At 48.9% G+C, this 14,306-nt stretch carries 8 protein-coding genes and 1 pseudogene; 7 read left to right on the top strand and 2 right to left on the bottom strand.

What is annotated here, in order from left to right; all coding sequences use genetic code 11:
• The first annotated feature begins 423 nt into the window (after positions 1–423).
• Positions 424–1,593: a serine hydrolase domain-containing protein gene (locus ACO0LH_RS17095; RefSeq protein WP_422942331.1), complete on the top strand. Its 1,170-nt coding sequence runs from the start codon at positions 424–426 to the stop codon at positions 1,591–1,593.
• Between the two features lie 157 nt (positions 1,594–1,750).
• On the top strand, positions 1,751–3,556 hold the full coding sequence (locus tag ACO0LH_RS17090) for a redoxin domain-containing protein (protein WP_422942330.1): 1,806 nt from the start codon (positions 1,751–1,753) through the stop codon (positions 3,554–3,556).
• Between the two features lie 24 nt (positions 3,557–3,580).
• On the opposite strand, the gene ACO0LH_RS17085 is transcribed toward ACO0LH_RS17090, so the two are convergent.
• Positions 3,581–4,321, bottom strand: coding sequence for a M50 family metallopeptidase (locus ACO0LH_RS17085; protein WP_422942329.1), 741 nt, complete (start codon positions 4,319–4,321; stop codon positions 3,581–3,583).
• A gap of 792 nt (positions 4,322–5,113) precedes the next feature.
• Here ACO0LH_RS17085 and ACO0LH_RS17080 point away from each other — a divergent pair.
• Both ACO0LH_RS17080 and ACO0LH_RS17075 read left to right on the top strand, forming a co-directional pair.
• Positions 5,114–7,141, top strand: a complete 2,028-nt coding sequence (locus ACO0LH_RS17080) for a TonB-dependent receptor family protein (protein WP_422942328.1) — start codon at positions 5,114–5,116, stop codon at positions 7,139–7,141.
• 340 nt (positions 7,142–7,481) lie between these two features.
• On the top strand, positions 7,482–9,092 hold the full coding sequence (locus ACO0LH_RS17075; protein ID WP_422942327.1) for a methyl-accepting chemotaxis protein: 1,611 nt from the start codon (positions 7,482–7,484) through the stop codon (positions 9,090–9,092).
• Between the two features lie 116 nt (positions 9,093–9,208).
• Here the strand turns inward: ACO0LH_RS17075 and ACO0LH_RS17070 are convergent, their stop codons facing one another.
• The gene (locus ACO0LH_RS17070) at positions 9,209–10,492 is read right to left on the bottom strand and encodes an MFS transporter (RefSeq protein ID WP_422942326.1); all 1,284 of its coding nucleotides are present in this window, start codon (positions 10,490–10,492) and stop codon (positions 9,209–9,211) included.
• 505 nt (positions 10,493–10,997) lie between these two features.
• On the opposite strand from ACO0LH_RS17070, the pseudogene ACO0LH_RS17065 reads away from it, so the two are divergent.
• From ACO0LH_RS17065 to ACO0LH_RS17055, 3 genes and pseudogenes are all read left to right on the top strand, one after another.
• A pseudogene (locus ACO0LH_RS17065) lies at positions 10,998–12,590 on the top strand (methyl-accepting chemotaxis protein).
• A gap of 76 nt (positions 12,591–12,666) precedes the next feature.
• Positions 12,667–13,437 (top strand): substrate-binding periplasmic protein, encoded by a 771-nt coding sequence (locus ACO0LH_RS17060; protein WP_422942325.1) that lies wholly within the window; start codon positions 12,667–12,669, stop codon positions 13,435–13,437.
• A gap of 206 nt (positions 13,438–13,643) precedes the next feature.
• Positions 13,644–14,294 carry a Bax inhibitor-1 family protein gene (locus ACO0LH_RS17055; RefSeq protein ID WP_422942324.1) on the top strand — a complete coding sequence of 217 codons (651 nt, stop codon included), beginning with the start codon at positions 13,644–13,646 and terminating at the stop codon, positions 14,292–14,294.
• Positions 14,295–14,306 lie beyond the last annotated feature (12 nt).

Here is a 14,306-nt window from a genome sequence, read left to right as displayed (position 1 = left end):
GCGGAACACAGCACAAGTTTTCTCCAAAATGTTGTGGCAGCTTCCTCCATAGCTTGCAAAACTGCCGAGTGGAACTAACACTTCTTTGTGCATAATTCTTGTAGAAATGCATTACCCCAGTTTTGATGCCTTAGCGCACCGAGATCATCCAGCGGTCAGTTGCACGCTGCTTTTCTACTTAAACGATACAGGCGCATGACACCGCGATGACATACAAAAGAAATCAAAAATCAAGTCTAGTCAGGCAGTACCAGAAGATTTGGAAATCTGTACTCTGCACGAAATCATGGTCTGTTTAAATAGAAATTGTGATACTGCGCCCGCCATGGAGATTCTGTTGGGTCACATGCCAAATCGGGCCGTATTTCTTCACCACTGAAGATGCTGACGGCATATGTGCAAATGCAAAAGAGTGAGATGAATATGCAATTAAAATTTTTGATGCTAAGTGTCAGCCTGTGTGCCCTGCTGGCAGCTTGTGGCGGCAAATCTGATTCACCCATAGCAACAACACCTGCCGTCGTTACTCAACCTGTAGCCAGCATCCTGACGGGTGACACCTTGCGTGCTGAAGTGGAGCGTTTTCGCAGCAGCAACGGTTTTCCTGCGATTTCGGTTACCATCGTTAACCAGGACAAAGTAGAAGCGGTCGTCACCGGGAACAGGGAAATCAATACCAATAAAACGGTACTGAATACGGATTTTTTTCAGCTGGGCTCATTGACCAAAGCTGTCACGGCAACCCTGATAGCGAGGCTGGTTGAACAAAACAAAATACGCTGGGACAGTAGCGTAGCCGAAGTGTTTCCCACGTGGCGTGCACAGATACGCCCTGAATACCTGAATGTGACGGTAGAACAGCTGTTACGCCACCGTTCAGGTTTGTCACGTGACATCGCTGACGAGACGATAGAAAACGCCCTGCCTATACTGACAGGTGACATACTGGCAGATCGCCGCACAGTGGCGATGCTGATGCTAAAGCAAGCGCCCGAATATACACCCAACAGTAAAATGGTGTATTCCAATATAGGTTATGCACTGGCTGGCCTGATGGCAGAAACCGCAGGTGGCGACAGCTATGAAAACCTGATGCAAAAAGAAGTATTTGGGCCGTTGAATATGAAAGCTTATTTCGGTTTTCCCGATGATAAGGGTGTGAACAATAATGCAGGTCATACTCTGGCAGCAGGCAAATGGATTGTTACACCACCGGTCACTGATCTGCGTTACGCTTATTTAATCAATGCCGCAGGTGGTCTGAATTTATCCATGGCCGATTACGGTCTGTTTTTACGTGAGCAATTACGCGGCCTTCAGGGAAAAAGCACCTATCTGAGCAAGGCGACTTTTCAATTGATGCATACCCCTGTTGATGATTATGGCATGGGTTGGGATATCGTCAATCTGCCCGATTTCGGCACTGTCAGCCTGCACAATGGCACTGAACGGACCTATTACGCCAGCACCGCAGTCGTACCGGACAAGAACCTGGCAGCAGCGGTCACTTGCAATTGCTTCGACGAAAGCATCATGGCCAAAGTGGATGCTTTTGTAAATACGCTGCTGACCCCTGTTTTGCCAAAAACATGATTGCTCATCATTGACAGGTTGTGTGAATGACGGCTTCGGGCATATGCACATACATGGCCAGAAGCCAGTTCTCAAATTGCTTGACAAAAAGCATGACTGATATGCAAGATCATGCACCAACTACCCTATCGCAAAACCCCTGGATGAAAGAAATCTAATGAAGTTGAGAGCACGCCTGTTAATGCTGGCTGTATTTTGTAATATCGCCTTGAACGCCCATTCCGCGACAACAAATGAAAAGCCCGTCGCCACAAAGAACAGCGCAGTTGAGTCGACAGGCCTGCTTTCATTTGGCCACCGTGTCGGTGAACGCGTTGCCGACATTGCCTTCAAAGATATCGACGGGCATACAGCTAGCCTGTGGCAAATGACGGGCACGCGTGGCGCAATTGTCGTCATACGCGACGCAGAGTGCCCGGTTTCACAACGATACGCGCCGCGGCTGGCAGAATTTGAAAAAGAATACACGGCGCAAGGATATAACTTCATCTATGTGGACGTAACGCCCTACTCCACCGCCGAGGCACGTAAAAATATCGCCACTTATGGTTTGCAAGGACGTGTGGTTCTTGATACAGACAAACGCTTGGTCAGCGCACTCCGTGCTGCATCAACATCTGAAGTGTTTTTGATAGACAGCCAAGGCACTTTGCGTTATCGCGGTGCTATCGATGATCAATACGCTATTGGCGTACACAAAGACACGCTCACGCATCCCTGGTTGCGCAAAGCCCTGCAACAACTGACAGCGGGACAACAAATCGTGACCGACAACACACCCGCTACCGGTTGTCTGCTGGCGAGCAATGATGAGGCAGCAGGCCTGGCCAGACCAGTGACCTACCACAACCGCATCAGCCGCCTGATTGCCCAAAAATGCGAAATGTGTCATCGCGATGGCGGTGTTGCTCCCATGCCCTTGCAAAGCTACGAACAAGTCACTGCGCGTAAAACCATTATCGAATACATGACCAGCAACCGACTGATGCCACCTTGGGGAGCAGATAGTAAAGTCGGGCACTGGGCCAATGACCGTAGTCTGTCAAAACAGGAACTGGCCGATCTGACTGGCTGGTTGAAAGCTGGCATGCCAGCAGGTAATCCAGCCGAAGCCCCGCTTGCACGTACCTATATGCCAGGCTGGGACATGGCAAAACCAGATGCCGTCCTGCAAGTGCCAGAACCCTATAAAGTACCGGCAGAAGGCGTTATCGCCTATAAATATACCTATATAAAAACCAATTTCGACAGCGACAAATGGGTGACTGCAATGGAAATACGGCCATCTGCACCAAAAGTGGTGCACCACGTGCTGGTATTTCTGGAAGGGCCTGGCGTCAAGCGTCCTGCCGGTGGCATAGATGGATTCTTTGCCGCCCTCGTGCCTGGCACGCCACTGATGAGTTTCCCTGAAGGTGCAGCGAAGAAAATCCCCAAGGGTGCCTGGCTGAAATTCCAGATTCATTATCAACCTAACGGTACGGAACAAATCGACCAGACAAAAATAGGCTTTCAATTTGCCGAAGACGCTAGCAATGCCAGCGGCAAACTGCATGAAGTGAAAAGCGAATCTGCATTCAACAGCATGTTTGTGATACCGCCTGGTGCTGCCAATCATCAGGTGGAAAGCAGTTATCTGTTTCGGCAGGCTGGCAGTCTGACAGCACTGATCCCGCATTCTCACTTGCGCGGCAAGGCATGGAAAATGGAGCTGGTGGATCTGACAGGTAAACGTACATTACTGTTGGACATACCCAAATACGATTTCAACTGGCAATCTGCCTACCAATTGAAAGAAGCCATTCACGTTGAACCCGGCATGCGTATCGCAGCGACAGCATGGTATGACAATTCGAGTAACAACCCGGCCAATCCTGACCCCAAAGCCACCGTGCGTTTCGGTGAACAAACCTTTGAAGAAATGATGATAGGCTATTTTGACTGGATACCAGACAAAGTTTAAGACTTGCAAGATCTGAAAACCATGTCAGCCTGGCTTGCTGAGCGCCCTGGCGGCACCAAGTCCCAGCAAGGCAAAGTTCATCACGCAAATCAGCGCTGCAACGATGATAAACGCGAGCCATGGTACATCTGCAGGACCACCTGGCAAAAATAAAGAAGTAAAGACACGTGCGTCAGAAAACATGCCATTGCGCAGTGGTGCATATTGGAAAATATAACTGCTATCGCTAAATGCTGAATAGCACATGACGATGCCAAGAACCTGCAAGACCATGCGCTGCCAGGCGTCTGTCTGGCGCAGAATTGCAATAATCAAAGCACCTGCGCTCACAGGGACGATCAGCGCCAGCAAATAGCTGAACTGCCATTGCTGGAGCAAAGAATATTCCCTGCCGCTTAACAGCAGGGGCTTCAGCATGTAATAAGCCCCGCTGAAAAACAACAGCAATAACGCCAGATAAGGGATCAATAATTTTTCTGCCCTGGTAGATGCAATCAGCAATATGCAGCCCATCAACGCAGGGCCCAACAAGCCACCGAGCAAGACCAGCCCCTGCACGCCACCACCAGTAACGGCAACACCACCATCCATATTCATCTGGAACCAGTAAAAAGAACCGCCACTAATCAATGCGGCCAGGCCATGTCCCATCTCGTGTACAAACACCCCCAGATAGCGCAACGGAGCGGTCAGCCAGTAGATCGGATAGGCCAGGTTGGGAAACAGCAAATGAAGAATAATCCATAGCAAGAAAAACAGTAGCATCAAGCTCAGCAGCATTTGCCTGTGCCCTTGACCACGCCGTCCGTTGCGAGAGATTTTGTCCGAACTGAAGCTCGTCGTTACCCGCTGAAATGCCATATACATTTTTCCCAATTTATTCATCAAGCCCCTTGCACATGCCAGGCTTTGACGGCGCGATTTAAAAATCCGCCGCCATTTCATACCAACTTATTGCGTGCAGCAAAAAGTCGCTCGTCATTCTTTCTTGCTTTCGCCCATATAACTGACATGCAATCAACGCCAACAGTAAGCGACTGATATCAGCATGAAGCCACCGACCAGGGCAGTGCCGTTGACGGCCTAACTATCAAACAACTATCGAACAAGTTTAACTATGCGACACGATAACCGATTTTCATTACGACCATTGTCCGCAAACCTCATTGTCTGGTCTGCTGATGCCGCTTGTATATGCATACTTTTAATGCCAGACGCATCAATCTCGCCCTTGAACCATTGGGTATAAAAATGCATCCAGATTTCAAACCGATACACAGCATAGTAAAATGCTATCATTTCTGACAATCAATGTTTTAAGCAAAGCGAACCTGACATGGCACTTCATACAAAACGACAGATCGAACAGGTGACAAGCATACTTGCGCGTGTCTGCCCTACGCTGCTCAGCAATCCAGGTTTATCCAGATAATGGTCACTAACTGCCCCGTCACTGATACGAATGCCGATCAAGATACCAGAGCATACCAATGGCGCAAATGGTGCCTTGCCGCTATTATTGTGAGCAGCGATGCCAGCCAGGCTCTGGCAGACGACATGAAGCAAGTAGTTATCAGTGGCAATCGTGCAGAAAGCAGCAGTTTTGACATGCCGGCAGCCATTGACGCCATCAATAGCCAGCGTATTTCAGAAGCGCAAATGCGTGTCAATCTTTCCGAGGCATTGGCAGCCGTGCCCGGACTGGTTTTATTGAACCGGCAAAATTATGCTCAGGATTTGCAAATTTCTTCACGTGGCTTTGGCGCGCGTTCTGCCTTTGGCGTACGTGGCGTGCGTCTGCTTAGCGATGGCATTCCCGCAACCATGCCGGATGGTCAGGGTCAGGCAGCAAGCTTTAATCTGGACATCGCCGAACGCATAGAAGTATTACGCGGGCCGCTGACTGCCATGTATGGCAATCATTCTGGCGGAGTTCTCCAACTGATCACCAAAAATGGTCACGGCAGTCCAAGCGTTGAAGCCACTGCTATCAAGGGCAGCGACGGCGTTACCAAACTGGACATCCAGGCGCAGGGGCAAGCAGGGGGATTCGGCTATATACTGGACAGCTCAGGTTTCCAGACTGACGGTTATCGGGAACACAGTGCCGCCAAAAGAAACACCAACTTTGCCAAATTGACTTTCGCACCGTGGGAAAAAAGCAAGCTGACATTCATATTTAGCGACCTGCACCAGGCCGACAGCCAGGACCCGCTGGGCGTGCAATGGCAAACATTCCGCAATGATCCCAGGGCGGCAGAAATCGATCCCACAGATACCCAGCCAGTCAAACGCAGCTTTGCTGAGCGCTATAACACGCATAAAAGCATCGCGCAGCAGCAATTCAGTATCGCGTTTGAACAACGACTTGAAGACGATCACCTGCGCCTGAACATGTATGGGGGCACGCGCCAGGTCAGTCAGTACCAGGCATTTTCCAAAACACTGCAATTGCCAGTCAGTCACTCTGGCGGCGTAGTTGATTTTGACCGCCAATTTTACGGCCTGGGCCTGGACTGGCAGCACATCACTCCACTGGCTGGTGGCCGCCTCAGTACCCATCTTGGCCTGGACTATGCAAGCTCCACGGACCAGCGTCAGGGCTATGAAAACTTCATCGGCACACAATACGGCGTGAAGGGTAATTTGCGACGGGACGAGCAAGACCTGGTCAGCAATCTTGACCCTTACCTGCAAGCTGAGTGGTCTCTGGATTCCTGGCTCATCAGTGCAGGACTGCGTCACGGTAATCTTGACATCAGGGTACGCGATCATTTTCTCAGCAATGGTGATGACAGCGGTAGTCGCAACTATAGCAATAATGCGCAATTTGCCGGCGTATTGTATGCATTACGACCCAACGTCAACCTGTATGCCAGCGCCGCCCGCGGTTATGAAAGCCCTACCCTGAATGAATTATTTTATTCAGGTAACGGCAATGGCTTCAATTTCAAATTGCTGGCGACACAAAATACCCAGGTTGAAGCCGGGGCGAAATTCTTGCTCAACAAAACAGCGCGCCTGAACATAGCTATCTTTGAAACACGTACCAAAGATGAACTTGTGGTGGATGTTTCTGCAGGGGGCCGCAGCAGCTATCGCAATGCCAGTCAAACCCTGCGCCAGGGTTTGGAGCTGGCGCTTGATGCCAATTGGGACTCAGGTTTGAGTACTCGTATTGCAGCAACGGGCCTGCGTGCTATCTATCAACAGGCTTTTGCCAATGCCACAAGCGGTAACCGGTTGCCGGGCGTACCTGCTGCAACACTGTATGCGGACCTGGGCTGGCACGATAAGACAGACACTTATAGTACTGGAATGGAGCTGATCGCCAGCAGCAAACTCTATGTCGAAGACAGTAACAAGGAATTGCCAGCACCTGGCTATGCCATCGCCAATATCCGTCTTGCCAGTAAACAAAACTGGCATGGCTGGCAGATCAGTGAATTTTTCCGGCTCAATAACCTGTTCGATAAAAGTTATGTCGGCTCGGTGATCGTAGGGGACGCCAACAAGCGCTACTACGAAGCTGCATTGGGGCGCAACCGGATGCTGGGTGTCAGCGCCAGATATAGCTTTCAGTGATGTTTGGGTCAAAAAATTTTACTGATGGTCGTTTGCATGGCCAGTCTGCGTCATGTAATTTGCACATCAAAATAGTAAATGGATTTGGATTTTTGACAGTCTTATAAGCTTGCTCATATTAAAAATTTATGCATATCCCGGCATAAAGACGTCCAGTAATCTTTGTCATATTTCAATGACAATACCTGTTCACGCGGGAAAGTAAGCAATGGTTAAATCAGAGTCGAGTACCTAATTGCCATAGATCAACACGTGATAATCTCGTTTCTCAACTATTTGCGGCAAGTGCTAAAGCTCTCCTTTATCTTTGCTTGCCCGTCTTATGGTAAGGAGATTCCCTATGAGTAATATGAAAATCAGCACGCGTCTTGGTATCGCGTTTTCCTTCATTCTTTCGCTGATGCTGGCACTGACTGCCATCGGCATTTACAGCATGAGCAGGATTCAAGCCAACCTGGATCACGTGGTGCATGGCAACGCCTACAAAATGGGTCTGTTGCAGGAAATGTCCGACTCCGTTCATGTCGTTGCCAGAGTCATCCGCACAATGAATTTATTGACGGACGACGCTGCCAGGGAGCATGAATATCCCAAGATCGTTGAAGCAAGAAAAAAATATGATATCGCCATTGAAGCACTGGAAAAAACGCCTGCTACCGAAGAAGGTAAAGCTTTCCGTGTGAGGATACGTGAACTGTCTCTGGTGGCACGCAGTCTCAACAATCAGGTAATTGAATATGCCAGGGCCAGCAAAACTGCTGAAGCCGCTGAATTACTGATCAAAGAAGCCGGCCCCGCTACCCAAAAATGGCAAGATGTCTTGCATGAAGATATCGCCCTGCAAAAACAAAATAATGAGCAAGACGTCGCCACAGCCAACCAAGCGTATGAGAGTGCAAAGCTACTGATGTCAGGCATCGCCGCTGCGGCGCTGGTGCTGGGTGCCATCTTTGCCTGGCGGGTAAGCCGGGCAATCATTGACCCGATTATTGCTGCTGTCAAAATTGCACAAACAGTGGCGTCTGGTGATCTCTCTGCACATATAGAAGTCAACACGACCAATGAAACAGGACAACTGCTACAGGCATTGCAATCCATGAATGCCAGCTTGCAAGATGTCGTGGGCCAGGTTCGTGCGGGTACCGATACCATCGCTACTGCTTCCAGTGAAATCGCTAGTGGCAATCTGGATTTGTCTTCACGTACCGAACAACAGGCAAGCGCACTCGAAGAAACGGCTTCGTCCATGGAAGAATTGACTTCCACTGTCAAACAAAATGGTGAAAATGCCCGTCAGGCCAATACGCTGGCAAAAACTGCATCAGATGTGGCAATCAAGGGTGGTGAGGTAGTGGCTCAAGTTGTTGACACCATGGGCTCCATCAATGCTTCAGCGAGGAAGATTGTCGATATTATTGGCGTGATTGACGGCATTGCATTTCAGACCAATATTTTGGCACTGAACGCCGCAGTAGAAGCGGCGCGCGCCGGTGAACAGGGACGTGGCTTTGCGGTGGTAGCGTCGGAAGTAAGAACCCTGGCGCAACGCTCTGCTGCCGCTGCCAAGGAAATCAAGACATTGATCGATGACTCAGTCGAGAAAGTGGATGTGGGTAATCAACTGGTCAACCAGGCCGGTACCACAATGGACGAGATTGTTGCCAGTGTCAAACGCGTCACGGATATCATGGGTGAGATTAACTCAGCCAGCAGCGAGCAGGAAGCCGGCATAGAACAGATCAATACCGCTATCAGCGAAATGGACACCGTCACCCAACAAAATGCGGCACTGGTTGAACAGGCTGCGGCCGCTGCGGCATCCATGCAGGATCAGGCAAGCCACCTGGCGCAAGTAGTGAGCGCTTTCAAACTCACCAGCAGGGAAATACATCCAACAAAAGCAAAGCACAAGGTAGCGGTGCAGCCATCCCTGCGTTTGTTGTCGACATAATGTTTGTTGTCGGCATAATTATCGACATAAAACACCATCAGCAAAAAGCATCAACGCAAGAGCGGCCATCCATTGCCATTTGACAATATGAAGGCCGCTCCAGTATCTGCGTTAAATTATTCGACACGTTCCTTGACGATGCCGCGATAAATCAGGAAAGTCGCCACCAAACCAATCCCGCCTGCCATGGCCAGCCAATATCCCGGTGCGGCTTTATCGCCCGTGCTTTCGATTAGCCAGGTAGAAACCAGAGGGGTCAGCCCACCAAAAAGCGCCGTGGCCAGACTGTAAGCCAATGAGAAACCTGCCGTGCGAATACGCAAAGGGATAATCTCTGTCAGGGCGACAACGGTGGCACCGTTATAACTGCCGTAAAGGAAAGATAACCATAACTCCACCATCAGCATATGTTCGTAGCTGGGATTAGCGATCAGCCAGGATAACAAAGGATAGGCAGTGACCAGCGTCAAACCAGAAAACAAGGCCATGAGTGGCCAGCGGCCTATGCGGTCTGACAGCGCGCCCATGACAGGCAACCAGATGAAGTTGGACACCCCCACAAACAGCGTTACCAGCAAACTTTCCACCGTCGTCAATTTCAATACACTCTTGCCGAAAGTCGGCGTGTAGACGGTAATCAGATAGAAAGACACGGTGGTCATGACGATCAGCATCATGCCGGTTAACACCAGCGGCCAGTTCAGCGAGACCGTTCTCAGCATTTCCTTGAAAGTAGGATGTGTCTTCTGTGCCAGATAGGCTTCGGTTTCCTGCAATGATTTCCGGATATAAAACACCACGGGAATAATGGAACACCCGATGAAGAAGGGAATGCGCCATCCCCAGTCCGCGATAAATTCCTTGCTCAGGTTTTCATTTAAAAAATAACCCAGGCTGGCGGAAAAAATAATGGCCACTTGCTGGCTTGCCGATTGCCAGCTTACATAAAAGCCTTTGTTTCCCGGTGTCGCCATTTCTGACAAATAGACTGAAACACCACCCAATTCAACACCGGCAGAAAAGCCTTGCAACAGACGCCCAACCAATACAAGAAATGGTGCCAGCAAACCTATTGTGGCGTAGCCCGGTACGAAGGCGATCAGGGCAGTGCCTGAAGCCATAATGCCCAAGGTCAGCACTAACCCCTTGCGGCGGCCTATGCGATCTATATATCCACCCAGAATGATGGCACCAAGAGGTCGCATGAAAAACCCCGCGCCAAAAGTGGCAAAGGTCATCATCAGAGCGGCATATTCACTGCTGGCAGGGAAAAACGCCTTGGCGATGTAAGTGGCATAAAAGCCGAACAAGAAAAAATCATACATCTCGATGAAATTCCCGCTGGTGACACGTATCACGGTAAAGAATTTCGATTGCTGCGGGCTGGCAGTTGTACTCACCTGGCGTCTCCTGAATGCGACTGAAAATAAAGCAAAGAATAGCGTGAATGATAAAGCGACTTGGGTTTTCTCGCTTCGTTTGCTACTTTACGTTACAGTTCTTATTGTTTGTTTGCAACTCGCGATGAATAATACTCAAACAATACTTGAATCAGGCTGGTGACAGGTTCCAAGCAGCAGCGTAGCAGCGCAGCCTGAGAAGCTCTGCGACTTATACGCGACACCACACTGAATTCATCATCTATACAAGATGCTAAGCGGATGGTGCACGAAAACTTAATAATAGGCAAAGAAAAATCCAAAATCAAAAACTTGCAAAATAATAAGAACTCACCGATAGTAGATGTGTAGTCAAAAAATAAATTATTTCTTGAAGAAATATGGCTGTCTCAAGCCTGGATAAACCTGTCAGTTGATCGTGTTGTCGATGTAAAACCTGTAGCGGGCACTTGGTTTTATTTCAGTCATAAAAGCCTCTGCTCTTACTTGGTCAAAAGAGTTATCTATGAAAATTCAAAATCTGCCCATCGGTATCCGGCTCAGCGCTGGTTTTGGACTAGTCTTGTTACTTGCAACGCTTTCTTCCTGTATAGGGCTGTTGCGACTGAATGACGTAGCAGCGAACACCCAGGTCATGATGCAGGACCCGCTCAAGAAAGAGCGCCTGACTGAAGAATGGTATCGCATCACCGTTGCCGGGTTGAAGCGTACCCTGGCTATCGTTAAGAGCAGCGACCTGTCTCTGGCGGAATTTTTTGATGCAGATATCAAGGCTTCCACTACGCGCAATAGCGAGATTCAAAAATATCTTGAGGAGCATATTGCGTCGCCAGCAGAAAAAGACCTGCTTCAAAAAATCATCGTGGTTCGAAAACAATATGTCGCAACGCGCGATCTGATCAGCAAAGCAAAAAAAGAAGATAAGGCTGATGAAGTCAACACACTGTTTGAGCAATTCAAACCCCTTTCAGATGCCTATCAAAAAAGCGAACTAGACTATCTGGAATTCCAGAAAGAGTCTGTTGACAGGTTGAGCAAGAAAGTCGACGAGATCGCAGCCAGCAGCAAAATTATGGTCACCTCACTCATACTTTTGTTTGTCACATTTGGCAGTTTGTCTGCCTGGTATCTGACACGCAGCATCATCGGGCCCATGAACGGCGCAGTTGCATTGGCGAGAAGCGTTGCCGATGGCGACCTGACCATGAAGATAGAAATCAACTCTACGGATGAAACCGGACAGCTCATGCAGGCGTTAAAGGACATGAACGACAGCCTGCAGAAAATTGTCCACGAAGTACGCTCAGGTACTGACACCATCGTCACCGTATCATCCGAAATCGCTACCGGCAATATGGATCTGTCATCGCGCACTGAATTGCAAGCCGGTTCACTGGAAGAAACGGCGTCATCCATGGAGCAATTGACCGGCACGATGAAACAAAATTCTGACAATGCCCGGCAAGCCAACCAACTGGCGCATGCGGCTTCTGAAGTTGCCATCAAAGGAGGCGCGGTCGTGTCGCAAGTCGTCGATACGATGGGATCAATCAATGCCTCATCGAAAAAAATCGTCGACATTATTGCCGTGATTGACGGCATCGCTTTTTAAACCAATATTCTCGCATTAAATGCCGCAGTGGAAGCAGCACGTGCTGGTGAACAAGGCCGCGGCTTTGCCGTGGTCGCCTCCGAGGTACGCAATCTGGCCCAGCGCTCAGCCAGTGCAGCCAAAGAAATCAAAGCACTGATTGCCGATTCGGTCGACAAAGTGGAGGAAGGTTCAAGACTGGTGGATCAGGCTGGTGCTACCATGGATGAAATTGTCGAACGGGTAAAACACGTGACAGATATCATGGGTGAAATCAATAATGCCAGTAACCAGCAATCATCTGGCATTGATCAAATCCACCAGGCCATTATCCAGATGGATGATGTCACGCAGAAGAACGCTGCCCTGGTGGAAGAAGCTGCAGCAGCTGCAAAAAGCATGCAGGATCAGGCCGGCAATTTGTCCAAACTGGTCAGCGTGTTTAAATTGGCAAGATCGGCTGGACAATATCAGGCGTCGGCAAAAAATTTACGACCCGCCTCTTAAGTGTTGATGCGGCGTCAAAGCCATGACTGCACAGAAGAAATGATGGTTTGCCTCAGCATGGCAAATATAAAAATTAATGACACTGCGCTTTTATGTATTGACCATCATTTGCTTGCTACACCAATCTCCGGCAATAGCGCTTAGCCAGATACGCACGGCGGCGCAAGAATCTTCCGAGCCAAAATTCATCGCCACCACGCTGCAAGGCAAACCCGCAGTCAGTGGCATTTGTATCGACATCATGCGTCCAATAGAAAAGGTGGATAACAGCATGCAATTTGTCGATGATCAGCAATGGCAACCACGCGCACGTATCGATGCGAATATGCATTCGGGAAACCTGGACGCAATTTGCGGCATACAACGCATAGAGCGTCACGAATCCAGATACAATTTTATTGAAACCCCACTTTTTTCAGTGAACTATTTACTGGCAGTGCGCGCAGATGATGATATCGAAGTTTTCAGTTGGGACGATATACGCAAGCTGGGCAGCAATGGCATCATCCTCACCCTGCATGGTTTTGGCATTGTTGATATCCTGGAAAAATTGGGTGGTCTGAAAATAGATTCGGGTGCGACTTTGTCGGCATCAAATTTAAAAAAATTGCTCGCAGGAAGCGGACGTTTTTATTGTCATCGTTCACCTGGAATCAAGGCTGAAATAAGGAAGGCCGGGCTGGAAACTAAAGTGAAATTGCTAAGTAAATTACAACTGTCGCAAAAATTCTATATGGGTGTTTCAAAAACCCTTTCATTCCATGATGTGAAGAAGATCAGTGCCGCACTCGCAAAGCTGGAAAGCAATGGAGAATTAAAGAAATTATTCGAAAAATACCAGGAATAATGCCAGCTCAGTCAACATATTGATGCAAACCCTGACTTGAAACAAGCCTGCTTACCCCAATATATGCTATCAAGATATGTGTAAATCCGTCGAATGCAAACACCTGTAATAAACTGAACAGGGGATATTGCCGGTTTCTGCACTTTTCCCGGCAATACGGCTTTTGACGTTTGTTTTTAAAATCTGGTTTCTAGCGAGGAATGATGATGATTGATACTACTTTTGGCTCCAATACCGTTAGCACAAGAACAACGGTATTGCAAAACACTTACCGTCTGTTGTCAATGACATTGATCTGGAGCGCTTTCACGGCTTACCTCGGCATGCAGTTCCCTGTTGGTGGTCTGGGGATGCTGGTGATTATGGTCGCATCGATCGGCTTATTGTTTGCAACCCGCGCTTTCAGCAATAGCGGCGTTGGTGTATTGATGGTTTTCGGTTTTACGGGGCTCATGGGATTTAGCCTGGGGCCAGCCATGAACCATTATCTGAGTTTGCCGAATGGATCAGAAATTGTAGGCACCGCCCTGCTGGCAACCGGCGCCGCATTTTTAGGTCTTTCTGCGTACGTGCAGGTGACAAAAAAAGATTTCGCCTTCCTTGGTGGCTTCCTGATGGTAGGTCTGGTTGGCTTGATCGTGGTCGGATTGGTGGGTTTGTTTGTGCCAATGCCAGGATTGAGTCTGGCGATGTCTTATTTCAGTGTACTGGTTTTTGGTGGTTATATTTTGTTTGACACCAGTAATATCATTTCTGGTCGCGAGACCAACTACATCATGGCGACCATCAGCCTGTATCTGGATATTCTGAATATGTTCACGTCCATGCTCAGGATAGTTACCGGCTCCCGCGATTAATTCCGGATATCG

It is taken from the genome of Undibacterium sp. TJN19, from assembly GCF_049339485.1.
Taxonomy (GTDB): Bacteria; Pseudomonadota; Gammaproteobacteria; order Burkholderiales; family Burkholderiaceae_D; genus Undibacterium.
Note: the sequence above shows the minus strand (reverse complement) of the source record. Positions and strands in the feature narration are given on the sequence as shown.